The organism is Exiguobacterium sp. s140, from assembly GCF_018617035.1.
Taxonomy (GTDB): Bacteria; Bacillota; Bacilli; order Exiguobacteriales; family Exiguobacteriaceae; genus Exiguobacterium; species Exiguobacterium profundum.
This window is the reverse complement of the sequence record NZ_JACSJK010000001.1, coordinates 264,985-287,326: the sequence shown is the minus strand read 5'-3', so window position 1 is coordinate 287,326 and position 22,342 is coordinate 264,985. Positions and strand designations below refer to the sequence as shown.

Here is a 22,342-nt window from a genome sequence, read left to right as displayed (position 1 = left end):
CAGCTATAATAGACGAGTAGTCAACGTAAGAGGTAGAAGGGAAGGGATTCAACTTGAATCAACGCACCAATCAAATTGCACAATCTCTAGCGACAAAAGGGTTAGATGCAGCATTCATCACATCGAAAGCATCCGTGTTTTATTTCTCGGGAGTATACGCGGAAGCACACGAGCGATTGATCGCCATTTTAGTTTTGAAAAACGGCACAACTGCCATCATCTGCCCAGCACTTGAAAAAGGGATTGTCGAAGCGAGTGACTGGTCAGGTGAAATCGTGACGTATATGGACCACGAAAATCCATGGGACAAAATCGTCAAGTTATTCCTCGACAACCAAATCGTTCCTGAACGAATCGGGATCGAAGGGGAACATTTGACATTCAACCGAGTCGAGCATCTTCGTGCCGGTTTTGCCGGTCTGTCCATTATTGATTTGACAGACGAGCTCCAAACGTTACGTATGATCAAATCACCTGATGAAGTCCGAATCATGAAGCGGGCCGCCGAGTTGGCAGATATGGCCATCGAAGCCGGGATCCGTTCCCTCCGTGAAGGCGTGACCGAACTCGAGGTCATCGCGGATATCGAATACGCTATGAAACAGCAAGGTGTCCGTGAAATGTCTTTCGACACACTCGTCTTGTTCGGCGAGAATAGTGCCGACCCTCACGGTGTCCCAGGCAACAACCGTCTGAAAAAAGGTGATTTCGCCTTGTTCGACCTCGGCGTCGTCTGGCAGGGATACTGTTCAGACATCACACGAACGGTCGTCTTCGGTGAGGCGAGTCGCAAACAACGTGAGATTTACGACACGGTTCTCCAAGCGGAGGAAGCCGCAATCGAGATGGCGAACGTCGGGACGACACTTGGCGCAATCGATATCGCCGCACGACAAGTCATCACGTCTGCAGGATATGGTGAATACTTCACTCACCGGATCGGTCACGGAATTGGAATCGAAGTACACGAACATCCATCGATGGCAGCGAACAATGACACGACCGCCCAAGTCGGGATGACGTTCACAGTCGAACCGGGTATCTATTTACCGGGAATCGGCGGAGTCCGTATCGAAGACGATCTCGTCATGACAGAAAGTGGTCCTATCACATTGACGAGTTATCCAAAAACACTTCAAGAGATTGAATGACAAAAAGTGCGATCCATTACCAAGGATCGCACTTTTTACATATCTTACTTTTTATATACCTTAATAGAACAAACCCAGCATGACATCCCGTTGAGGTACGTCATAACGTTCCATCTTCTCTAAAAAGGTACGCTTGTCATATGGGACCGCCTTCAGTTCAAGGTCAATCCCCGTTTCTCCTTCAGATAATATGGCAAAGCGAGCCAAGTCATCTTTCGCCACCCCGAGCGCACCAGGATTGACGTAGCGTTTCCTGTCATCTTCAAACAAGTGGACGGGATGGTGATGTCCGAATAACACGATTTCTCCTTCATACGTCCCATATAATCGTTGCATATTTTCCAGCGTCGGTTCGAGAATCTCGTGAAACGGTTCCTCGACGATCGCGGCATGGCGTCGGTCGGTCGGGATATGATAATGAATACCGAACACCGTTTCGCCAGCCATTTCGACGGACATCGTTCGTGGAAGAGATTCGAGGACATCCGCATATCGAGTCTCCAATTGACGCGCGACCCACTCATGGTGGGGGCGCGTATGTGCATAACTTTCCGGATGACCGTATCCAGCCAAAAGGGAAAGGACGGCCTCATCATGATTCCCAGAAATCTTATGCGCGCCCCGATCTAGCAATCGCTCCATGACCGCATTGGAGTCCGGTCCCATCGCAATCATGTCACCAAGTGACCAAATGACGTCGACCCGCTCTGTATCCATGACTTGGAGCGCAGCCTCTAACGCTTCGAGATTGCCATGAACGTCCGTGACCACTCCGATTTTCATCGTGTTCCCCTCACTTCCGATATTGATGGACGACGTTGACGCCGCCTGTCACATCGATGATGGCACCTGTGATCATGTCCGAGTCTTCTTGTAATAAGAACGAAATCAAACGCGCGATATCTTCTCCCGTCCCGTGTCGACCGACCGGAGTGCTTTCATCTACTTCCGCTTCCTCAATGCGCATCTCCTTTTGCGAGCCGACGATATTGCCCGGGTTGACCATGTTCGCCGTAATCCCGAACGGTGCCTCTTCCAATGCGACCGATTTTGTCAAACTGACGAGTCCCGTCTTTGCAGCGGCAAACGCAGAACGATGGATCCACCCAGGCGCCGTCCCACTTTCCGGAAATCCATACGAGATGATGCGTCCGAATCGATTCGAGCGCATGGAAGGAAGCGCACGACGCATTAACCAAAATGAGGCGGACAGGTTGCCCGTGAGTACTTCGTCCCACTCGTCGTCCGTCAATTCGACGAGCGGTTTCCGCTCAAAGATATATGGACCTGCATTTAAGATCAAGGCGTCCGGTTCACCAAACCGTTCGACCGCTTGCTCATAGGCCGAGAGCAGTTGTTCGCGGTCCGTCAATCCGGCCTCAATCATATGTATCCGCTCATGTTCCCAGTCGATTGGATTCCGTTGCAAAATGCTAACGTGCCAACCATCTTGTAACAGACGCTCCGTCACGACGCGTCCGATCCCTTTGGCACCAGATGTAATCAATACGTGTTTCATCGTCCTACCTCCTCCGCCTTATTTTACCCGTTCTTTCACACGAATTCCAAACTTGGACATGTCGTGAACACCGCCATGAAAAAATTCACTCATTTTCATGGCGAAAAAGCGTGAAAACCGAAAGAAGTGGTATACTATATATGTAAGCCGAACGTATATTTCGAGCGAAAGGTTGGGATTTACATGGCAATTGTATACAAACACATTTTATCTGCCGTTGACGGCTCTAAAGAGGCGGAACGTGCATTCGAAACAGCAATCGATGTCGCGATTCGTAACGAAGGGAAACTGTACGTCGGTCATGTGATTGATACGCGGACGTTTGCGACTGTAGAAGCGTACGATCGGACAATCACAGAGCGCGCCGAGACATATGCGAAAGAATTGCTTGAAGACTATGTCAATCGCGCGAAAGAGCGTGGCGTAAAAGAAGTCGAGACGGTGATCGAATACGGCTCACCGAAAGTGACGATTGCGAAAAAGATTGCGCCTAATCATGATATTGATCTTATTATTTGTGGCGCGACAGGTTTAAACGCTGTAGAACGTTTCTTTATCGGAAGCGTCTCTGAAAGCATCGTCCGTTATGCGAAATGTGACGTCCTCATCGTTCGTCAATAATCATCCATGCATCAAAAAGGGTCTTGCGCAATCGCAAGACCCTTTCTTATGCATTACAACACCTTGACCGTAACCGTTTTGCGACCGAATTGAATCGCCGCACTATGTGAATACATTAAGATGTCGATTTTATTTCCTTTGATGGCGCCGCCTGTATCAGCTGCCGTGTAGGTACCTAACAACTTGCTGCCTACGTATACTTGTACTTTTGTTCCGAGCGGAATGACGCGCGGGTCTACCGCGATGACATTGCGCTTTTGAGTACGAACGTTCCATCCAAGTGCTGTCTTACCTGAACATCCCTTGCAATACGGTGTATATGCCGATGCTTTCATCGTATATGTCTTAACGCTTGCTGGTTTGAGCGGTTTTGGAGCACTTACCGTACGTAAGTTCTTTGTAGGGACCCATCCGGCCTTCCCTTTATAGTTCACGCGAATCCAAGCACCTCGAGAACCTGTACGTTGAAGACGATCACTCGCTGTCATCTTCCCAATCACTCGTGCATTTGATTTCCCTTCTGCATAAACCATCTTCGAACCTGACTTTGTCGCAACATAAACTTTTTTAGTAGCTGCTTCCACTGGTGAAGTCGGTAGAGCAAATGCAAATACGGCGATGGCGAGAAGTAAGAGCATCATGATTTTTTTCAACATACGTTTTTTCGTCCTCTCTTCGTCAATTTGTCTTCGATTCCGTGTCATCCTTTATCTAGGCGATTTGTCACTTCCAATGAATATTTCGTCCAGATAACTATATGACGAAATATCGGTCAGTGCCGTTACACTTCCTGTTCATTTGAGTGACACGAACATTACAAATCGATGTCAAATGTAACGATTTATCGCGTTAGATTAGACATTTGAATCGAACGAGAGATATTTTTATAAATTCACATCCAATATATGGTTTATTCATGACGTAAACATTGCAAAACGGTGCAGATGAGGCGCCTAATGTTACAAAGGAGATAACATTGGTCCCACTTCAGATTCTTCACATTAGTAAAAAAGACTCACAAAAAAAAACCACGTTACACGAAGTAACGTGGGTTCGTTTCGTATTATGCGTGTGCTTCGACAAGGTTTGCAACGCGTACCGTGTCGCGCGCGATGACCAATTCTTCGTTCGTCGGGATGATGATGACTTTAACTGGTGAGTGCGGATAGTTGATAAACAACTCTTTTCCGCGAGCACCGTTGTTAAGTGAAGGATCCCAGTAGACACCCATGAATTCAAGACCGCGAAGGATGCGTTCACGGATGACGTCCGAGTTCTCTCCGACACCTGCAGTGAAGATGATGGCGTCGACACCATTCATTTCAGCCGCATATTGACCGATGTAACCGTGAATACGGTTCGAGAAGATTTTCAATGAAACTTCTGCACGATGGTTTCCTTCTGCAGCCGCTTGCTCGATGTCACGCAAGTCACTTGAGATACCAGAAAGTCCGTACACGCCAGACTCTTTGTTCATGACGTTCAAGACCTCTTCAGCAGACTTCCCTGTTTTTTGCATCAAGAACGGGATGAGGGCCGGGTCCAAAGAACCTGAGCGCGTTCCCATCGTGATTCCTTCGAGTGGTGTGAAGCCCATCGTTGTATCGATTGAGCGACCACCTGCTACTGCAGCGATCGATGCACCGCTACCGAGGTGACATGAAATCAAACGCAAGTCTTCTAGCGGACGACCGAGAAGTTCTGCCGCACGCTGTGTGACATACTTGTGGCTCGTTCCGTGGAAACCGTATTTACGTACACCATGTTCTGTATAGTATTCATAAGGAAGACTGTACAAGAAATTCTCTTCAGGCATTGACTGGTGGAACGCTGTATCGAATACCGCTACTTGTGGGACATTCGGCAAAATTGCCTGGAATGCGCGAATACCTGTCAAGTTTGGTGGGATGTGAAGTGGGCCGAGCTCGGTGAACGACTCGATGTTCTTCATGACTTCATCGTCAATGACGACCGAATCCGCATACAACTCTTTTCCGTGTAACACACGGTGACCTACGCCAGAAATCTCATCGAATGATTGGATGATATCCAATTCGATCAATTTCTCCAACGTCAATTCAACCGCTTCTTTGTGCGTGTGAAGTGGTGTGACCACGTTGAACTTCTGTCCTTCACCGTACTTGATTGTAAAAATCGCATCTTCTTTCCCTACACGCTCTATAAGTCCGACTGCGAGCAACTCTTCCGTTGGCATCTCGAGTAACTGGAACTTGAGCGATGAACTACCCGCATTGACTGCCATAATTTTCGTCATGTCATACACCTCTTACCTTTCGTTTTAAACGCATATCTTTATCTGTTCAATTTAAAACTGATAACTGTATCATAATGAAGATAATTGATTTTGCATACCTTTTTCAAGTATTTTGTCCGTTAATTTTGAGTTGTTTTGAACCAATCATCAATCTGTTTCACAACATTGGCTACCGCTCTGACATCAGTGAATGACGGAAGTTCCACGAATAGCGCTTGTTTTGGCCGTGTGACGCCTTCTCCTACTTTTTGAAGGAGCAATAAGCTTTTCGCGTAACGTTCGTCTTTAAACATCGTCGTCGGAAGTTGAATGACCCCTTTCACAACAGCCTCACGGTCCATCCATTGTTTTAATTTCCCTTCGTCATCCTGTTCAAACAAATTGTTCGGGATGACAAATAATCCATGCCCACCTGGTTTCGTATGGCGAATCGCCTGTTCCATCAAGAGGAAATGCGAATAGGCATGTCCTTGTTCTCGTTTCATGTCGTATCCGGCTGCCACTTCATCATTTGGATAATAGCCGATCGGCAAGTCAGCAACGGAAAGATCGCTCGGTTCAACAAACAGAGGAGCAAGGGCGTCTTGATGGAAGTAGGATACTGGTTCTCCTAACAAGTTACTAATGGAATAGGAAAGACGAAGCAACAGTTCATCCACTTCGACCGCTTGCGCTGTCGCATCTTTTAACTGAGAGAGAACGGCGTGCGTCAACGTACCTGTCCCACTACCTAAATCTAGAATCGTCGCGTTTTCCTTAAGTAGCTTCGAAGCTAGATAACCCATAAATAGGCTGACCGCATCCGGTGTCGGTTGATTGTTCGGGGGGAGTTGTGTCGTTTCTTCCAAGACGAGTAAACTCACTGCTTTACGGACATCGTCCATCTTCTCTTTTTCAATGTCAACATGGTCAAATACTTGGACGAGTGCCTCGATCGGTAATACATCCAGATCGTTGACCAGTTTCTTCGCTTCCTTCTTCCAATCACGATAGAGTTGTTCAAAACGTTCCATTTTCGTTCATCCTTTCCATACAAAACCGGCCCCCATGAGAGGACCGGTCGGTTCACGTACTAGTGTAAGCTATTTTAATCAATTTCGCCAAACGAATCAATTCGCTTGTTCGAACGCCTCAAGTGCCGCCGCGAAATCAACTTCATCTGTCATTTCATCCATATATTGTACATATTGGACGACGCCATTCGAATCGACGACGAATACAGAACGCGCAAGGAGACGCATTTCTTCAATTAAAACACCATATGCTTTTGCGAACGAAAGATCGCGGTGGTCCGAGAGGGTGACTACGTTATCTATACCAGATGCAGAACACCAACGGCGCTGTGCGAACGGCAAATCGTTCGATACAGTCAAGACTGTACCACCGAGTGATGAGGCCTTTTCGTTGAACTCACGCGTTTGTGCATCACATACGCCTGTATCGATTGAAGGAATGACACTGATTAGTTTTTTCCCCGGATAGGTTGCTAACGTCACTTCTTCTAAAGCGGTCGTCAAGACGCGGAAATCAGGAGCTTGATCTCCTACCTTCACTGGATTTCCTTGTAATGTTACGTTGTTCCCTTTAAATGTTGGCATGTACTCATCCCCTTTGTTGTAGTTACTCGTTCATCATATCGATGAACTTGAGCCTTTGACAAACTTCCTGCTTTTGACTCTGTTTCAGTTTTCCCTATATCGGTAGGAAGAAACACGTTATAATAAAGAGGACACCATTGACAAAGGGGATGACTCAGATGAGAAACAACGTCTATTTGTACCATCGTAACGTCAACGAATTCACAAAAGAAGTGAAGAAACTGAGAGAAATCGGGGAAAAACACGGGTTCAACATCGTAAATCAACCGGAGGACGCGAACATCATCGCTGCAGTCGGCGGGGACGGGGCATTTTTACAGGCGGTTCGCTACACAGGCTTTCGTCAAGACGCCATCTACGTTGGCTTCGGTCGTGGATTGAACGAGTTTTATTGTGATTTCGACATACATAAACTCGATGAAGTCGACCGCCTCTTCTCGGACAACTCGATGCGAATCGAAGAAGGTCTCGAAGTCCGGAAGTATCCACTTCTTTCAGCATCGATCAACGAATCGACACCGCTCCTCTGTTTAAATGAGGCTTCGATTAAATCAAGTATTATCAAATCACTCGCCATCGAGGTCTATATCGACGATCTACATTTCGAAACATTCCGTGGGGACGGAATGGTTGTATCGACGCCGACGGGATCGACTGCTTATAACAAATCTCTCAGCGGTGCGGTCGTCGACCCACTCATCCCATGTATGCAAGTGAGTGAGATCGCTTCGGTCAACAATAATCGCTATCGCACACTCGGCTCATCCTTTATCGTTCATGATTCGCGTAAGTTGTCACTCCGCATCGTCGAAGACGGCAACGACTACCCGATTATTGGGATGGATAACGAGGCGCTCAGCTTGAAGTACACAGACCGAATCGATATCGAACTCTCGGACCAGGTCATCAAGACTGTCAAGCTTCGGACCAACTCGTTCTGGCATAAAGTGCAACGTTCATTCTTCTGATAAAGAAAAGGAGTGGTTCCATCCCTTTCGGGTGAAACCACTCCTCTTTTTATATCGTGGCTGTTTCTGCCTCGTACACCGGCTTCCCTTCGACAACAGTCATGACAAGACGGTTGTGTAGGATGTCTTCCCCACTCAATTTAAAGAAATCTTCGTCCCATACTGTGAAGTTGGCATTGTAACTTTGAACCAATAGCCCGTTTCTTCCGTGCGTCCCTGTAGCGACATGAGGCGAATACGTGAAGCTGCGAAGCGCTTCATACATCGATAGACGCTCACTCGGGTTTAGCGTGCTCGATCCGTGAAACGACTGTCGCATCACCGCTCCAAACAACCCCTTTCGGACGTCAACAGATGAGATTGGCGCGTCACTTCCTCCTAACACCAATGCCCCTGTATCGAGTAAAGACTTGAATCGATAGACATCATGCACACGCTCATTGCCCAACCGCTCGAACAGCATGTCCATGTCATCCGATAAAAATACCGGCTGTGCATCAATCAAAACAGGCAATGATTTGATTCGGTTGATCAATGAGTCATTCAATAATGAGGCATGGATAATTCGATCTCGTGTCCCTTTTCTGGCAGGGTACTTCTCAAGCAGGTCGACAAATTGCTCGACCGCCGCATCACCGATCACATGCGCTGCCACATTCATACCGTATGTTCGTGCTTTTTTCACGAGTGCCTCGAGATGATCTGGTCGATGTACTTCAATTCCTCGTTGACTCCGATCATCCGCATACGGTGCAGATATCAGAGCGGTGCGTCCACCGAACGAACCGTCGACAAAGAGTTTCATCGCACCGAAGTCAAACCGCTTCCGACGCGTCATCGCATCTTGCTGGATGACACGATCCACCACCTGTTCGTGGACGAGAAGGTGTGCTTGAAACGGAAGTTCGTCCAGTACATCTTCGTACGCTTGAATCGTTTCGAGCGGATCTCCATGATAGAACAAGTCTTCCGTATGGGCACCAACGATTCCATGTGCGAATAATGAATCGATTGCCCGGCGAAGAGAAGCGGCATTTTTCTTACGATTCCCACTCAATTCTTTATATAAGAGATCTAGTGCAGCATCATATAGGACGCCATTCAATTTACCTTCTTCACCTCGCCCAAGTTTTCCACCTTCGATCACCGTATGGTGGATCAATCCAAGTCGTTCAAGTCCTTTCGAGTTCACGACGGCTACGTGACGACAGACACGCTTCAACACGACAGGACGGTCGTCAATCACTTCATCAATCATCTCGCGTGTCGGCATGTCACCGAGCAGACGATCATCAAACCCTTCTGCGACGATCCAATCGTCGTCCGACCCTCGTTGCTTCATCGTTTCAAGTAATTCTCGAAGATCCGTCGCTTCACTCGCATCGACACGGTCGAGCGCTTCGCCGTATCCGACAAGGTGAATGTGTGAATCGGTAAAGGCCGGATACACACTCTTCCCTTCCAAATTCACAATCTCTTCGATGCGACCGGCATATGTACGTCGGAGATGTCCCTCGTCCCCCATCTTCAAGACGCGTCCATGCTCAATAAACATGGCACGTTCCATCTCACCCGGTTTATTCAATGTGTAGATATTCCCGTTGACCCATAGTGTACCCATCTGACGATTCCTCCTTGATTGAAAAAAGATTGACGTCTACGTTTTTCCCGTTTCCGTCAATCTTCATGCATCGTTTATTTTTTTAGCAATTCCTGCTGTTCTAACCCTTTATCCACACGTTGACGAATTTCATTGGCTCCGTTCTCATCGAATCGACCGAGCACCCGCTCACCGATTTCGACCGCAGTGCCATACTCTCCATGCAAGAACTTGTTTTCCGCAAGCGTCAAGGCGATATGGACCTCGTTGTCACGGCGACGGAAGCGGTTTGCATATTGGAGCAAATGTTCCGCATACGTCACTTGACGAATCAGTGCATGGACACGGTCACGGAAGTTATCCATCATCTCTTCGACATCATGGCTAAGCCCGACGATATACGTCATGTTGAACGGTGCCTTGTCAAACTGTTCGTCTAACGACTGGACACCTTTTTGGAGCTGACGTAAGTCGTTTGACAAATCATTCGGAACAACCGGCATCGCACTTTTCGCTAACAGGCGACGATGCCCAGACAATTCTTTTTTCCACGTTTCTAACTTGTGACGGACCTCAAGCTCTTCTTTACGTAATGAATTCGTATCCTCAATGAAACGCTCATGCATGGCACTGAATTGGTCAAGTGACCGTTTCGCTTCCTGCACTTTGGATTTGATCATACTAAACGGTAACATTTGCGCGACGAGAGCTTGTTCGATATCAAGTACATTCGCCGTGAGCGTCGCCCGTTCACGTTCTAATTGTTCGAACTCTTCTCCGACGCGTGCATTGATCTCATAATTGCTTACAAGTCGAGACATTTCCGTCTGTAAGTGATTCATGATTTCGCTTGATTGCAATTCGCGCTCTTGTATCGTCGCAAATTCTTTTTTCACGTATTGGCGGGCATCGACCTCTGTTCGGAATGCTTCGAATAATTGATCGATATCCGAGCTCAACTGTTGCATGTCCTCTTCAAAATGATCAAATTCCAAGCGTTCGATTCGAGCCATCAACTCTTCTCGACGATCTTCCGCTTGATCGATTTCTTCCATTAATCCTAGTGGTTCAAGCGCATACCCGTCCATTTGCATTTCTTTATGTCCAGCGCGGAGTTGTTGAAGTTGTTGTTTCAGTTCCACTTGAACCGTACGTACAAATTGCGGAATGATCCGAATCAGTTCACGGATGTGTCCTACTTGATTCGATAAGGCTTGTCCGGTTTCAAATGCTTCAGAAACTTGACCGACCTGCTTTAAGTTAATCATCTCACTGCGTTTCGCCTCGGCAGCGGCAATCTCTTGTTCCACCAATGCATAGGTTGGTCCGAACGCGTGGTTTTGTGAATTCAATGTCTTGCGGAACTGATACAACTCTTTCTCATCCTGCTTCACAATGTCCATAAGCGAGGTGTGATACGTCGTAAATTCATCCATCTCATCGAGCATGGCGTGTACCATCGTCTCGAGCTCTTCAATGAGTTGTTCAGTTGCATTCAAGTCAGCTTTGACTTTCATGAAACGATATTTATCCAAGTCTTCCTCAGCCCGGTATAACGCTTCATCGATTTGACCTGCATGTACACTGACTAACTCATCCCAAGATTGATGCCAACGATCAAACTTTTCTTTTGTTTCCCCTTCCATCGGCCACTGTTTGAATTTCTGGAGTTCGACGGGTATGCTCGCACTGAGCACACTTTGTTTCCTCATATCCAAGTCGTCAATTTTTTGGTAAAAATTCCTTCGAATGAGCATACTCCCCAACATGCCGCCTAATACGACGACGATGATTCCAATGATTAATCCATAAATTCCGTAATCCATCTTTGTCACAACCTCCAAGCCGCTTTCGTGGACTTATGTACCTTTATATTAAAAAAAGAAGTATTTTATAAGAATAGATATACCTAATCATATTATAGAACCAACGATTTGCATAGGTTTTCCAATGGTTTCAGTGGAGATTGTTCATTTTTTCGGAACTTTCTAACAAGACAAATCTGAAATTTGCGTGTACCATAATGCTAAATTCTAAAAACATGAAAGATGGAGGGGAATTCATATGTTCCAAACGACATCGTACTCAGGTGATTTGACAGCCGGTTACGAACTATTAAACAAGCAACTCGCCGCATTATTAGAGGGCGAGACAAATACAGTGGCCAACCTTGCCAACGCCAGCGCTTTACTCAACCAATTTTTAGATCGGATCAACTGGGTCGGATTCTACGTGACTGATTCTGAAGACAGTCTAATCTTAGGACCATTCCAGGGACTCCCGGCTTGCGTTCACATCGCGTTCGGTAAAGGGGTTTGTGGAACTGCGGCAGCTACACAAGAAACACAGCTCGTGGCCGATGTTCATCAATTCCCTGGTCATATCGCATGTGATGCGGCCTCGAATTCTGAAATCGTCATCCCTCTCGTACGTGACGGGAAAACAATCGGCGTGCTCGATATCGACAGCCCGGAGTTCGACCGTTTCTCAGAAATCGACCGTCAAGGACTCGAACGTTTTTGCGAAACACTTCTTCGCTATATTTGATTGACAAGAGATGGTATTCATCGTATACTCATCTTTGTGCATGAAATGACGATAGCAGTCACAGACAAACGTATCCACCTTTCGGGCCTCGACTTTTGTCGGAGGGGCATCTCGTAGCTTCGCTATCAAGTGAAGGTGCTTGCACCTAGAAAGGGGCGTTACTCGTCTTTGACACCGTTGTTCTTTTGTGCAAAATACATGAACAACAAGGAGGAGTCCAATCATGGCTCGTTACACAGGTCCAGCTTGGAAACTCTCGCGTCGCTTAGGCATCTCGCTTAGCGAAACGGGTAAAGAATTAGCAAAACGTCCTTACGCACCAGGTCAACACGGAAATGGTCGTAAGAAAATCTCAGAATACGGTCTTCAGCTTCAAGCGAAGCAAGCACTTCGTCACATGTACGGAGTGAACGAGAAGCAATTCCGCCGCATCTTCAACGATGCTGGTAAAATGCCAGGCATCCACGGTGAGAACTTCATGTTCTTGCTCGAATCACGCCTCGACAACCTCGTTTACCGTTTCGGCCTCGCTCGCACACGTCGTGGAGCACGCCAACTCGTCAACCACGGTCACATCACTGTTGATGGATCACGCGTTGACATCGCGTCTTACCGCGTAAAACCAGGTCAAGTCATCGCAGTTCGTGAAAAGTCGAAAAACGTAAAAGCAATCGCTGAAGCACTTGAAGTAGCACCAGCTACAAAAGACTTCGTATCGTTTGACGCTGAGAAACTCGAAGGTACATTCGTACGTCTCCCAGAACGCGCTGAACTTAACGACCAAATCAAAGAGCAACTCATCGTCGAGTACTACTCACGTTAATGCTTTTAATCCCCTTCTTCGCGAAGGGGATTTTTTTATTTCTTCAAAATCTCTTGTCGGATACGCCCCATTTGCGTATCGAGGGCATCCGCCATGAGTGCCGCCTCTATTAATTCTTCCTTAGATGACTCGGGTACGTCATGCTGATATTTATATTGAAGCTTATGTTCCGTTGCCGCCCAAAAATCCATAGCAAGTGTACGAATCTGAATCTCGGCCGGCACCCAGATGATTCGTTCGGCCAAATAGACTTTCGTTTTTACGATGAGATGTAAGCTCCGATACCCGCTCGGTTTTGGGTATTTAATGTAATCTTTTATTTCGATGATATCTAAATCATCTCGCGCCTCTAGATGACGCAAAATCTCATATATGTCATCACGGAAGCTCGTGACAATCCGAATGCCCGCCACATCGTGCACATGCTCCCAAAGTGCCGAAACCTCTAAAGGTAAGTCTTTCCGTTTCATCTTGCGCACGATAGATGGCAATGTTTTCATTCTCGTCTTCACATGTTCAATCGGTGAATACCCGAGTCTCGTCTGCCAATCCAAGTCGATGATCCCGAGATCGCTCTCGAGTTCCGTGATCGCCATTTCATAATAACGAAAGTGTTCGCGCCATTGATGGAACTGGTCGCCGAAAAATTCTTCTATCTCCATCGTCATCCCTCCTTTCTCCTCATTTTAGCAAATCCGAACCGCACGTCATGTATAAAAAAAGTCCATTCCTCAACAAATGAGGAACGGACAGGATGTTCATACGTGACGAATCACAAAGTATTTCTTCTTACCGCGGCGAATGATGGTGAATTCACCGAGCGTGTCTTCGCGAGTGACGACTTTATCAATTGCTTGTTCGCGTTCGCCGTTCAAGTAAATCGCGCCGTTCGTCACGTCTTCACGTGCCTGACGTTTCGATGGTGAGATGTTCGCCTCGACGAGGAGGTCTACGATGTTGCGCTCACCGTCAAGCTCGAACTGCGGCATTCCTTTGAACGCATCTTCCATGTCTTCCGGTTGAAGCGACGTCAAATCTCCGCTAAAGAACGCTTTCGTGATGCGTTCCGCTTGTTCAAGTCCTGCTTCACCATGAACGAGCTTTGTCATTTCTTCGGCGAGTCGGCGCTGCGCCACACGTTTCTCAGGTGCTTCCGTCACTTCAGTCGCAAGTGCTTCAATCTCTTCGTGCGACATGAACGTGAAGTATTTGATGAACTTGATGACATCCGCATCATCGACGTTGATCCAGAACTGGAAGAACTCGTATGGTGACGTCTTATCTGCGTCTAACCAAACCGCACCGCCCGCTGTCTTCCCGAACTTCTGTCCGTCCGACTTTGTGACGAGCGGAACCGTAAGTCCGAACGCTTTTTCTGAATGACCGAAGCGACGAATCAATTCAAGACCTGCCGTGATGTTCCCCCATTGGTCACTTCCACCGACTTGAAGACGACATTTCTCTGTCTCGTATAATTTCAAGAAGTCGTAAGATTGAAGCAACATGTATGAGAATTCTGTGTAAGAGATTCCATTCTCCATGCGTGAATCGACAGAATCTTTCGCAAGCATGTAGCTGATTGGGAAGTGCTTCCCGATGTCGCGCAGGAAGTCGATGATTGACATCTCTTCCGTCCATTCGTAGTTGTTGCGAATCGTGATCGGGTTCTCCCCTTCAAGTGGAAGGAATCGGCTCAACTGATCCTTGATGCGATCGGAGAAGAGCTTGACCGTATCCAACGTGTTTAGTGAACGTTCATCCGAACGACCAGACGGGTCACCAATCATCCCTGTCGCCCCACCGACGAGCGCGATGACCTGATGGCCGGCCTGCTGGAAACGTTTTAGCGTCAAGATAGGGAGCAAGTGCCCGATGTGAAGCGAGTCCGCTGTCGGATCAAATCCCGTGTATAACGTCGTCGGTTGCTTGAGTTGTTCTTTTAATCCTTCTTCATCTGTCATTTGGTTGACAAGTCCTCGAAACTCTAAATCGTTTAATAGTTCCATTTGTTCCACTCCTTCGATTGACATAAAAAAACGTCCCTTCTCATATGAGAAGGGACGGAGATTCCGCGGTACCACCCTACTTGTCGCAATTTGCGACCGCTTGAGCGAGAGATAACGGTCTCGAACCGGCCCGAAGGCACGCTCTAAAAGTGTAATTCATCGATTGACATTGGCTAGTTCACAGCAACCACTAGCTTTCTGGACAAGAGGCCCGTCGACTACTTCGCTTTCTTCACAGCGTCATTATCTTGTTGACTATGCTATTCATTTTATAAGCATCGATTTCAACTTGTCAACTCTTACAATGAAACTTGCACGAGACTTCGGTTTCGAGGTAAGGTGTAGGTTGAATTGTGCTATAATCGAATATATTACTGTCTAAAATAGTTTTACACCATATTTAAGGAGGCTGTCATGCTGCAGAAGATTCGAGACTTATGGAATAATCCGACGTCATTGAAAGTACGTCGTTATGCCAATGTTATGTATGATGTGTCGTGGAACGTCCTACTCCTGACCATCATTTCTGTTGTACTCATCGGGTTTTTAGGTGCTGGAATTGGTGTCGGATATTTCGCGTCACTCGTCAAAGATATGCCGACCCCGGCTTATAAAACGATGACTGCGCAAATCAATACGTATACATCGACTTCCAATATTTACTTCGGAAGCGGGGAGCGCATCGGGAACTATACGACCGATGAGGTACGAATCCCGATTCCAGTAGAAAAAGTTTCTCCATACGTCGTCGATGCACTACTTGCGACGGAAGATGTCGAATTCTATGAGCACGATGGCGTCGTTCCAAAAGCGACGTTGCGCGCTATTTTACAAGAAGCAACAGGATCTGAAGATCGCACGGGTGGTTCAACGTTGACGCAACAATTGATTAAAAACCAAATGTTGACGAACGAAGTATCTTTCGAACGGAAAGCAAAAGAAATATTACTCGCCCTTCGTCTAGAGAAAGCGATGGACAAAGATGAAATTTTAAACGCCTATCTGAACGTTGTCTCATTCGGACGTAACTCGATGGGACGTAACATTTCAGGGATTGAGGCCGCCGCTCGCGGTGTGTTCAATACTTCGGCAGAGAAATTGACACTTCCACAAGCCGCTTTCCTTGCCGGTATCCCAAAAAACCCATTCTTCTACACACCTTACTATCAAGGTGGCGTCATCAAAGAGGACGTATCGGGTGCGGTTAACCGAATGAAAACGGTATTGAACCGCATGTACGTTGCAGGAAAGATCACGAAAGAAGAATATGATGCCGCTTATAACTACGACATCACGCAAGACTTCATGCAGACTCAGACGAAGCCTCGCGACAAATATCCGTACGTGGTAGACGAAGCAGAACTTCAAGCACGCCAAATCGTAACGGATTATCTATTGGAGCAAGATGGGATTGAAATCAATGAGTTGAGCTCGGAGGAACAGGACTCTGTCCGTTCGACTTATGCGAAGCGTGCTCATAACATGTTGCGTCAAGGTGGGTTCAACATCCGTTTGACATTGGATAAAGAAATTCACGAAGCGATGCAACAACCGGCTAAAAACGCTGGCAACTTCGGACCGAATCAAACGATTAAAGATGAGAACCGCACACTTCCTGAACAAACGTCTTCTGTCATGATTGAGAATAAGACCGGGAAAGTACTCGGATTCGTCGGGGGCCGCTATATCAACGGCAAGACCGACGATTTGAACCGCGCCTTCTGGGCAGAACGTCAAATCGGGTCGACTGCAAAACCGATTCTTGTCTATTCAAATGCGATTGAAGCTGGCATGATTACGCCTGCCACTCAAATCATCGACGAAGAGTATTTTTATAAGTTCACGGGTCCGGGACAACCGAAGAAACAAGTTCAAAACGAAGGGAAAACGTATCGCGGTGCTGTCACAGTACGCGATGCGCTCAAGCTCTCCTTGAACGTCCCGGCTGTTAAGATTTATGAAGAACGTAACCAAAAACCTGCTGATACGCAGAAATTAGTCGACATGGGGATTCCGGTATCTGAAGGAAACCGTTATGCTTCAGCGATGGCACTCGGTACCGGGGAAGTCAAGCCAATCGATTTGGCCGCCTCTTATGCGATGCTAGCAAATTACGGTGAACACGTGGAACCGTACTTCATCCAAGAAATCGAATATCAAGGTGAAGTCATTTACGAAGCGAAGCCGAAGAAAACGCGTATTTTCACAGAACGTACCTCTTATCTCGTAGTGGACATGCTCCGTGACGTCTACACGTCAGGTACTGCGACATATGCACAATCATTGCTCAGCGTTCCTGGCGATTGGATGGGTAAAACCGGTACAACGAACGATCAACGTGATTCGTACTTGGTCGGGTCGAACCCGAACGTTACACTCGCAGTCTGGTCAGGTTATGATTCACAACGCCTTTCAATGCTAGATGGTTGGGATTATGGACGTTACTATCAACGGACACAGCGCATCTGGTCGCAAACGATGAATCGTGTCTATGCGGATGACCCAGAAGCTCTAGGTGTCAGCGCCCGCTTCTCACAACCTTCAACCGTCACTTCGAAAGACTTCCAAGACTCAGGTTCGTTCTCTGAGAAGAAGAAAGTAGAAGAGAAAGAAAAAGAAGAGGAAGAGAAGAAGAAAGAAGAAGAGGCCAAGAAAGAGGCCGAAGAAGCAAAGAAAGAAGCTGAGGAGAAGAAACAAGAGGCTGCTGCCGATGCTGCCGCTAAGAAAAAAGCTGAAGAAGAAGCTAAACAAAAAGCAGACGCCGAAGCAAAGAAAAAAGCTGAGGAAGAAGCGAAGAAGAAAGCTGAAGAAGATGCTGAAGAAGCCGAACAACAGGCTGAAGAAGAGGCTGATGCTGATGCTAACGGTGAATAAACAAAGGGTCGACACACGATGTGTCGACCCTTTGTTTATCTTAATCTTCCATCGTCGAGAGGTCACCTGTTTCAAGATTCAATTCCCAAGCCTTCAAGACACGACGCATGATCTTCCCGCTTCGTGTTTTCGGCAACTTGTCCTTGAATTCGATCTCACGTGGTGCTGCATGCGCAGCCAATCCTTCTTTGACGAATTGCTGGATTTCTTGTTTTAACTCATCAGACGGTTCATAACCTTTACGTAGCGCAATGAACGCTTTGATGATTTCACCTCGGACCGGGTCCGGTTTTCCGATGACACCCGCTTCAGCCACAGCCGGATGTTCCACGAGTCGACTTTCCACCTCAAACGGTCCGACCCGTTCTCCTGCTGTCATGATGACGTCGTCGACCCGACCTTGGAACCAGAAATAGCCGTCTTCGTCCATATAAGCAGAATCACCTGACACATACCAATCTCCCCAGAAGTAACTCTCATACTTCGCATCGTTCTTCCAAATCTTCCGCATCATCGACGGCCAAGGCGTCTTGAGTGCCAAGTTCCCCATTCGGTGTGGTGGAAGTGGTTGACCCCGGTCATCCAAAATAGCCGCTTCGCAACCTGGGATCGGTTTCCCCATTGAGCCCGGTTTGATGTCCATCGTCGGATAGTTACAAATCATCATCGCACCGGTTTCTGTCATCCACCACGTATCATGGATTCGAAGATCAAATGCTTCGTGTCCCCAACGAATGACTTCTGGATTTAGCGGCTCACCGACGGATAAAATATGACGAAGTGAAGACAAATCATACTTCTCAAACGCTTCGTCGCCAGCGCCCATGAGCATGCGGAACGCCGTCGGGGCACTATACCAAACTGTCACGCCAAACCGTTCAATGACCGAATACCAAAATTCAGGATTGAAGCGTCCACCAACGATGACGTTTGTCGCACCATTTAAGAAAGGCGCAAAAATACCGTAGCTCGTCCCCGTCACCCATCCCGGGTCAGCCGTGCACCAGTAAATATCATCCGGTTGAAGATCGAGTACCCATTTGCCGGTCATCATATGTTGAATCATCGCATTATGGACGTGGAGAACCCCTTTTGGTTTTCCTGTTGAGCCCGATGTATAGTGTAAAATCAGACCGTCTTCACGGTCGACCCACGTCAATTCGAGATCTGTCGTCGCATCGTTCGCCAGTTTACGATAATCGAGCACCTTTTCCGACTCTTCGACATCGTCCCCAACGAGTAGAATTGTCTCTAAATGAGGCAACTGATCGACCGGAATGCGCGGCAACAGTTCTTTCGTCGTCACAATCACTTTCGCTTCCGAGTCGAGCAAACGGTCGTGAACCGCCTGTTCCATGAACGCCTCAAAGAGAGGACCGACGATGGCCCCTCGTTTGATTGCACCGAGCAAAATAAAATAAAGTTCTGGCTGACGTGGCATAAAGATAAAGACGCGGTCGCCTTTCTCCACACCAATCGACTTCAGAACATTACCAGAACGATTACTTTCTTTCTTCATATCCGCATACGTGTACCGCTCTTCTCGATCCCCATCGAAATAAAGCAGTGCCACTTTTGTCGCCAATTCACTTTCCGCATGGCGATCGATGGCTTCATATGCCAAATTGACTTTCCCCGTCAAATTCCATGAAAACAATGCTTCTGCTTGTGTCCATTCAAACGACTGACAAGCCTCTTCATACGACGCTAATTGATGTTCCCCTGTTAACGCTTTCAATTTTTCCATCGTTAAAGATTCGCCTCCCCTGTAAAGATTGGTATAACCACTTTCAGTATAGTGTTAAAATTATGACAAATCAATGAATTTCCAATTTCATCAAAACAGGATGATTCCAGCTTGATGAAAGCGCTATAATAAGAGATGGAAAAGGTGGTGACCCTATGGAAAAACAATATCATTCAAAAGTGTGGCAGACCTCACAAGGTGACGTCACGATTGATGGTCCGGTGGCGCCTGACGTGTTACGGACGTATCGTCTTGATGAAGGATTGACAGCTTTTCGTGAACCGGAAGATCAGCACGAAGCACTCGTCGATATTGCTGGGTTAAAAGAAGGAAGAATCATCGTCGCCAGGCAAGACGATCTCGTGATTGGATACGTGACTTTCCTCTATCCTGACCCGTATGAGCGTTGGAGTGAAGGAAACGACCCATACATCCTTGAACTCGGGGCAATCGAGGTGAGTCCTCGCTTCCGTGGTCAACGAATCGGGAAACAATTACTCGAAGTATCGATGATGGACCCACATATGGATGACTTTTTGATTTTGACGACCGAATATTATTGGCACTGGGATTTGAAAGGTAGTGGACTCTCGATTTGGGATTATCGAAAAGTCATGGAGAAGATGATGAATCACGGTGGACTTGTTTTCTTCCCGACAGACGATCCTGAGATTGCCTCCCATCCTGCCAACTGTTTGATGGCTCGTATCGGAAAAAATGTACGACAAGAATCAATCGACCATTTTGATTCACTTCGTCTTCGCCGACGATTTATGTACGACTAAGGAGGGATTTCATGTTAATCGAACAGATGATGAATCGACATGTCGTGACGATTCAACCGACCAATACGATTGCCCATGCCGCAAAATTAATGCGTGAACATCGTGTCCGACATTTGATTGTGACAAATCCCGCTCGACAAGTCGTCGGGATTGTCGGCCAATTCGAGATGAGTGGTGCGACGAGCGTCTTTCATCCTGAAAGTGAAAACGCAGACTTTCAAAACCCTGTATCGAGCATCATGCGATCCGAGGTACCGACAGCGCATCCATTCGATTTCTTTGAAGATGCAGCTGCCTTGTTTTACGAAAACCGGCTAACCTGTCTCCCCATCGTCGAACAAGGGAAACTCGTCGGTGTATTGACAGAGACCGATTTATTACGTTACTTCGTCCAATTGACCGGCGCACTCGAACCAAGTTCGCAAATCGAGATCCTCGTCGAAAATACGACCGGTACACTTGAAAAAGTGACCCGACTCCTCGCCAAAACAAACGTCAATATCATCAACGTCTTCGTTCATCCGACGAGCGATCCGTATAAACGTATCATCTCTTTCCGCGTCCAGACGATGAACCCGCTCCGAATCATCGAACGGTTGAAACGTGAAGGCTATGATGTCCTCGGTCCGGAGATGTCGCGATGAGACCGATTTACATATTTGGCGAAGACGAGACGTCTTATCGCTTTCATGAGGATCACCCGTTCAATCCGTTACGACTGGAATTAACGACATCGCTATTGATTGCAGCCGGAAAACTGTCCAAATCGGAATGTGTATCTCCGCCACTCGCTTCGGTTGAAGCGTTAGCGCTCGTTCACGACTTCGATTACATCGAAGCCGTCCAAGCTGCGGCTGCAGGAGAACTTTCTACGCTGAAAGCGAATAAGTTTGGTCTCGGTACGGAAGACACCCCTATCTTTCCGACGATTCATGAGGGGGCCGCAAGACTTGTCGGAGGGACGATTCATGCGCTCGATCTGGTCGCGAGCGGCAAAGCAGAGCGAGCCTTCCATGTTGGGGGCGGTCTACATCATGGAATGCGGCGCAAAGCATCAGGATTTTGCGTCTATAACGATGCGGCCGTCGCCATCGCACATGTGAGAAAACAATACGGGTCGCGCGTTCTCTATGTAGATACGGATGCGCATCATGGGGACGGGGTCCAATGGCTCTTCTATGACGATGATGATGTGATGACTTTATCCATACACGAGACAGGTCGCTATCTCTTCCCGGGTACCGGAATGGTGACAGAACGAGGTAATGGGAAAGGATACGGCTACAGTTGGAACGTACCGGTCGATGCGTTCACCCAAGATGACTCATTTTTGACTTGCTATGAGACCGTTTTACGTGAAGCGTGCGAATGGTTCAAACCTGATATCATCCTGACTCAGAATGGTGCGGATGCCCATGTCTTTGATCCACTCACCCATCTGGCATCAACGATACGGACGTTCGAACAAATCCCGCAGATTGCCTCACGCCTGGCCGATGAATATACAGACGGCCGTCTCGTCGCCCTTGGTGGCGGCGGGTATGACTGGTATCGTGCCGTGCCACGCGCATGGGCTCAAGTGTGGGCTGGATTGACGAGAGAAGCACCCTATTCTGGAGATATTCCGCGCGAGTGGATTGAGCAATGGTCTGGTGTCGCTGGTCAACCGTTACCCACTCGCTGGGACGACTCGCTTTATGCGTTTGATCATATCCCGCGCCGTCAACAAATCGAAGAAAAGAATTGGGAAGTCACAAAACGAGCCTTTTGGCCGTTCATATCAAATGACCGAAAGTCAATTTACCTATAAAAATAAGCCTCCCCTTTC

20 protein-coding genes and 1 other annotated feature are annotated in these 22,342 nt (G+C 47.4%); of the genes, 9 read left to right on the top strand and 11 right to left on the bottom strand.

What is annotated here, in order from left to right:
- The first annotated feature begins 53 nt into the window (after nucleotides 1–53).
- Nucleotides 54–1,151, top strand: a complete 1,098-nt coding sequence (locus KNO61_RS01515) for a M24 family metallopeptidase (RefSeq protein WP_078147193.1) — start codon at nucleotides 54–56, stop codon at nucleotides 1,149–1,151.
- Nucleotides 1,152–1,211: 60 nt separating this feature from the next.
- Here the strand turns inward: KNO61_RS01515 and KNO61_RS01510 are convergent, their stop codons facing one another.
- Together KNO61_RS01510 and KNO61_RS01505 are read right to left on the bottom strand one after the other, a co-directional pair.
- The gene (locus KNO61_RS01510; protein WP_214872541.1) at nucleotides 1,212–1,934 is read right to left on the bottom strand and encodes a metallophosphoesterase family protein; all 723 of its coding nucleotides are present in this window, start codon (nucleotides 1,932–1,934) and stop codon (nucleotides 1,212–1,214) included.
- A 10-nt stretch (nucleotides 1,935–1,944) separates the two neighbouring features.
- Entirely contained in the window at nucleotides 1,945–2,670 is a 726-nt protein-coding gene (locus KNO61_RS01505) for an SDR family oxidoreductase (protein ID WP_214683962.1), read from the bottom strand.
- 183 nt (nucleotides 2,671–2,853) lie between these two features.
- Between KNO61_RS01505 and KNO61_RS01500 the strand changes: the two genes are divergently transcribed.
- Nucleotides 2,854–3,291, top strand: a complete 438-nt coding sequence (locus KNO61_RS01500) for a universal stress protein (protein WP_012726732.1) — start codon at nucleotides 2,854–2,856, stop codon at nucleotides 3,289–3,291.
- Between the two features lie 53 nt (nucleotides 3,292–3,344).
- Here KNO61_RS01500 and KNO61_RS17425 read toward each other — a convergent pair whose 3' ends face one another.
- From KNO61_RS17425 to tpx, 4 genes are all read right to left on the bottom strand, one after another.
- Nucleotides 3,345–3,947, bottom strand: coding sequence for a 3D domain-containing protein (locus tag KNO61_RS17425; protein WP_078147941.1), 603 nt, complete (start codon nucleotides 3,945–3,947; stop codon nucleotides 3,345–3,347).
- A 407-nt stretch (nucleotides 3,948–4,354) separates the two neighbouring features.
- Nucleotides 4,355–5,566, bottom strand: a complete 1,212-nt coding sequence (locus KNO61_RS01490) for an acetate kinase (RefSeq protein WP_078147196.1) — start codon at nucleotides 5,564–5,566, stop codon at nucleotides 4,355–4,357.
- A 119-nt stretch (nucleotides 5,567–5,685) separates the two neighbouring features.
- Nucleotides 5,686–6,579: a class I SAM-dependent methyltransferase gene (locus tag KNO61_RS01485; protein WP_214687022.1), complete on the bottom strand. Its 894-nt coding sequence runs from the start codon at nucleotides 6,577–6,579 to the stop codon at nucleotides 5,686–5,688.
- 96 nt (nucleotides 6,580–6,675) lie between these two features.
- Nucleotides 6,676–7,164, bottom strand: a complete 489-nt coding sequence (gene tpx / locus KNO61_RS01480) for a thiol peroxidase (RefSeq protein WP_214872540.1) — start codon at nucleotides 7,162–7,164, stop codon at nucleotides 6,676–6,678.
- 149 nt (nucleotides 7,165–7,313) lie between these two features.
- Here tpx and KNO61_RS01475 point away from each other — a divergent pair, with 149 nt between their 5' ends.
- Nucleotides 7,314–8,132, top strand: a complete 819-nt coding sequence (locus KNO61_RS01475) for an NAD kinase (protein ID WP_214691264.1) — start codon at nucleotides 7,314–7,316, stop codon at nucleotides 8,130–8,132.
- A 49-nt stretch (nucleotides 8,133–8,181) separates the two neighbouring features.
- On the opposite strand, the gene KNO61_RS01470 is transcribed toward KNO61_RS01475, so the two are convergent.
- Nucleotides 8,182–9,753, bottom strand: coding sequence for an amidohydrolase (locus KNO61_RS01470; protein WP_214872539.1), 1,572 nt, complete (start codon nucleotides 9,751–9,753; stop codon nucleotides 8,182–8,184).
- 74 nt (nucleotides 9,754–9,827) lie between these two features.
- Nucleotides 9,828–11,558, bottom strand: a complete 1,731-nt coding sequence (ezrA, locus tag KNO61_RS01465; protein ID WP_214872538.1) for a septation ring formation regulator EzrA — start codon at nucleotides 11,556–11,558, stop codon at nucleotides 9,828–9,830.
- A gap of 238 nt (nucleotides 11,559–11,796) precedes the next feature.
- Here ezrA and KNO61_RS01460 point away from each other — a divergent pair, with 238 nt between their 5' ends.
- Together KNO61_RS01460 and rpsD are read left to right on the top strand one after the other, a co-directional pair.
- Nucleotides 11,797–12,279 carry a GAF domain-containing protein gene (locus KNO61_RS01460; RefSeq protein ID WP_214872537.1) on the top strand — a complete coding sequence of 161 codons (483 nt, stop codon included), beginning with the start codon at nucleotides 11,797–11,799 and terminating at the stop codon, nucleotides 12,277–12,279.
- A gap of 223 nt (nucleotides 12,280–12,502) precedes the next feature.
- Complete coding sequence (rpsD, locus tag KNO61_RS01455; protein ID WP_031423120.1) at nucleotides 12,503–13,102, top strand: 30S ribosomal protein S4; 600 nt, start codon at nucleotides 12,503–12,505, stop codon at nucleotides 13,100–13,102.
- 35 nt (nucleotides 13,103–13,137) lie between these two features.
- On the opposite strand, the gene KNO61_RS01450 is transcribed toward rpsD, so the two are convergent.
- Together KNO61_RS01450 and tyrS are read right to left on the bottom strand one after the other, a co-directional pair.
- On the bottom strand, nucleotides 13,138–13,764 hold the full coding sequence (locus KNO61_RS01450) for a GTP pyrophosphokinase (RefSeq protein ID WP_012726742.1): 627 nt from the start codon (nucleotides 13,762–13,764) through the stop codon (nucleotides 13,138–13,140).
- Between the two features lie 96 nt (nucleotides 13,765–13,860).
- Complete coding sequence (gene tyrS, locus KNO61_RS01445) at nucleotides 13,861–15,108, bottom strand: tyrosine--tRNA ligase (RefSeq protein ID WP_214872536.1); 1,248 nt, start codon at nucleotides 15,106–15,108, stop codon at nucleotides 13,861–13,863.
- A 47-nt stretch (nucleotides 15,109–15,155) separates the two neighbouring features.
- Nucleotides 15,156–15,353: a binding site (T-box leader), on the bottom strand.
- A gap of 169 nt (nucleotides 15,354–15,522) precedes the next feature.
- On the opposite strand from tyrS, the gene KNO61_RS01440 reads away from it, so the two are divergent.
- Entirely contained in the window at nucleotides 15,523–17,982 is a 2,460-nt protein-coding gene (locus KNO61_RS01440) for a transglycosylase domain-containing protein (protein ID WP_214811289.1), read from the top strand.
- Between the two features lie 40 nt (nucleotides 17,983–18,022).
- Here KNO61_RS01440 and acsA read toward each other — a convergent pair whose 3' ends face one another.
- Nucleotides 18,023–19,729 carry an acetate--CoA ligase gene (gene acsA / locus KNO61_RS01435; protein ID WP_074036486.1) on the bottom strand — a complete coding sequence of 569 codons (1,707 nt, stop codon included), beginning with the start codon at nucleotides 19,727–19,729 and terminating at the stop codon, nucleotides 18,023–18,025.
- 155 nt (nucleotides 19,730–19,884) lie between these two features.
- Here acsA and KNO61_RS01430 point away from each other — a divergent pair, with 155 nt between their 5' ends.
- From KNO61_RS01430 to KNO61_RS01420, 3 genes are read left to right on the top strand one after another with little or no spacing between them, the layout of a single operon-like run.
- Nucleotides 19,885–20,514: a GNAT family N-acetyltransferase gene (locus KNO61_RS01430; protein WP_078147204.1), complete on the top strand. Its 630-nt coding sequence runs from the start codon at nucleotides 19,885–19,887 to the stop codon at nucleotides 20,512–20,514.
- A gap of 11 nt (nucleotides 20,515–20,525) precedes the next feature.
- A complete protein-coding gene (locus tag KNO61_RS01425) occupies nucleotides 20,526–21,158 on the top strand; it encodes an acetoin utilization AcuB family protein (RefSeq protein WP_012726747.1) in 633 nt (210 codons plus the stop codon).
- A complete protein-coding gene (locus KNO61_RS01420) occupies nucleotides 21,155–22,324 on the top strand; it encodes an acetoin utilization protein AcuC (protein ID WP_214872535.1) in 1,170 nt (389 codons plus the stop codon). Before KNO61_RS01425 ends, KNO61_RS01420 begins: the two co-directional genes overlap by 4 nt.
- The last annotated feature ends 18 nt before the right edge of the window (nucleotides 22,325–22,342 follow it).

What these genes read in the sequence shown, in the direction of transcription:
- KNO61_RS01430 (WP_078147204.1), top strand. Translation starts at nt 19,885, where the DNA reads ATGGAAAAACAATATCATTCAAAAGTGTGGCAGACCTCACAAGGTGAC.
- KNO61_RS01485 (WP_214687022.1), bottom strand. Translation starts at nt 6,579, where the DNA reads ATGGAACGTTTTGAACAACTCTATCGTGATTGGAAGAAGGAAGCGAAG.
- tpx (WP_214872540.1), bottom strand. Translation starts at nt 7,164, where the DNA reads ATGCCAACATTTAAAGGGAACAACGTAACATTACAAGGAAATCCAGTG.
- tyrS (WP_214872536.1), bottom strand. Translation starts at nt 15,108, where the DNA reads ATGGAACTATTAAACGATTTAGAGTTTCGAGGACTTGTCAACCAAATG.
- ezrA (WP_214872538.1), bottom strand. Translation starts at nt 11,558, where the DNA reads ATGGATTACGGAATTTATGGATTAATCATTGGAATCATCGTCGTCGTA.
- KNO61_RS01425 (WP_012726747.1), top strand. Translation starts at nt 20,526, where the DNA reads ATGTTAATCGAACAGATGATGAATCGACATGTCGTGACGATTCAACCG.
- KNO61_RS01490 (WP_078147196.1), bottom strand. Translation starts at nt 5,566, where the DNA reads ATGACGAAAATTATGGCAGTCAATGCGGGTAGTTCATCGCTCAAGTTC.
- KNO61_RS17425 (WP_078147941.1), bottom strand. Translation starts at nt 3,947, where the DNA reads ATGTTGAAAAAAATCATGATGCTCTTACTTCTCGCCATCGCCGTATTT.
- KNO61_RS01440 (WP_214811289.1), top strand. Translation starts at nt 15,523, where the DNA reads ATGCTGCAGAAGATTCGAGACTTATGGAATAATCCGACGTCATTGAAA.
- rpsD (WP_031423120.1), top strand. Translation starts at nt 12,503, where the DNA reads ATGGCTCGTTACACAGGTCCAGCTTGGAAACTCTCGCGTCGCTTAGGC.
- KNO61_RS01505 (WP_214683962.1), bottom strand. Translation starts at nt 2,670, where the DNA reads ATGAAACACGTATTGATTACATCTGGTGCCAAAGGGATCGGACGCGTC.
- KNO61_RS01500 (WP_012726732.1), top strand. Translation starts at nt 2,854, where the DNA reads ATGGCAATTGTATACAAACACATTTTATCTGCCGTTGACGGCTCTAAA.
- KNO61_RS01460 (WP_214872537.1), top strand. Translation starts at nt 11,797, where the DNA reads ATGTTCCAAACGACATCGTACTCAGGTGATTTGACAGCCGGTTACGAA.
- KNO61_RS01470 (WP_214872539.1), bottom strand. Translation starts at nt 9,753, where the DNA reads ATGGGTACACTATGGGTCAACGGGAATATCTACACATTGAATAAACCG.
- KNO61_RS01420 (WP_214872535.1), top strand. Translation starts at nt 21,155, where the DNA reads ATGAGACCGATTTACATATTTGGCGAAGACGAGACGTCTTATCGCTTT.
- acsA (WP_074036486.1), bottom strand. Translation starts at nt 19,729, where the DNA reads ATGGAAAAATTGAAAGCGTTAACAGGGGAACATCAATTAGCGTCGTAT.
- KNO61_RS01450 (WP_012726742.1), bottom strand. Translation starts at nt 13,764, where the DNA reads ATGGAGATAGAAGAATTTTTCGGCGACCAGTTCCATCAATGGCGCGAA.
- KNO61_RS01475 (WP_214691264.1), top strand. Translation starts at nt 7,314, where the DNA reads ATGACTCAGATGAGAAACAACGTCTATTTGTACCATCGTAACGTCAAC.
- KNO61_RS01510 (WP_214872541.1), bottom strand. Translation starts at nt 1,934, where the DNA reads ATGAAAATCGGAGTGGTCACGGACGTTCATGGCAATCTCGAAGCGTTA.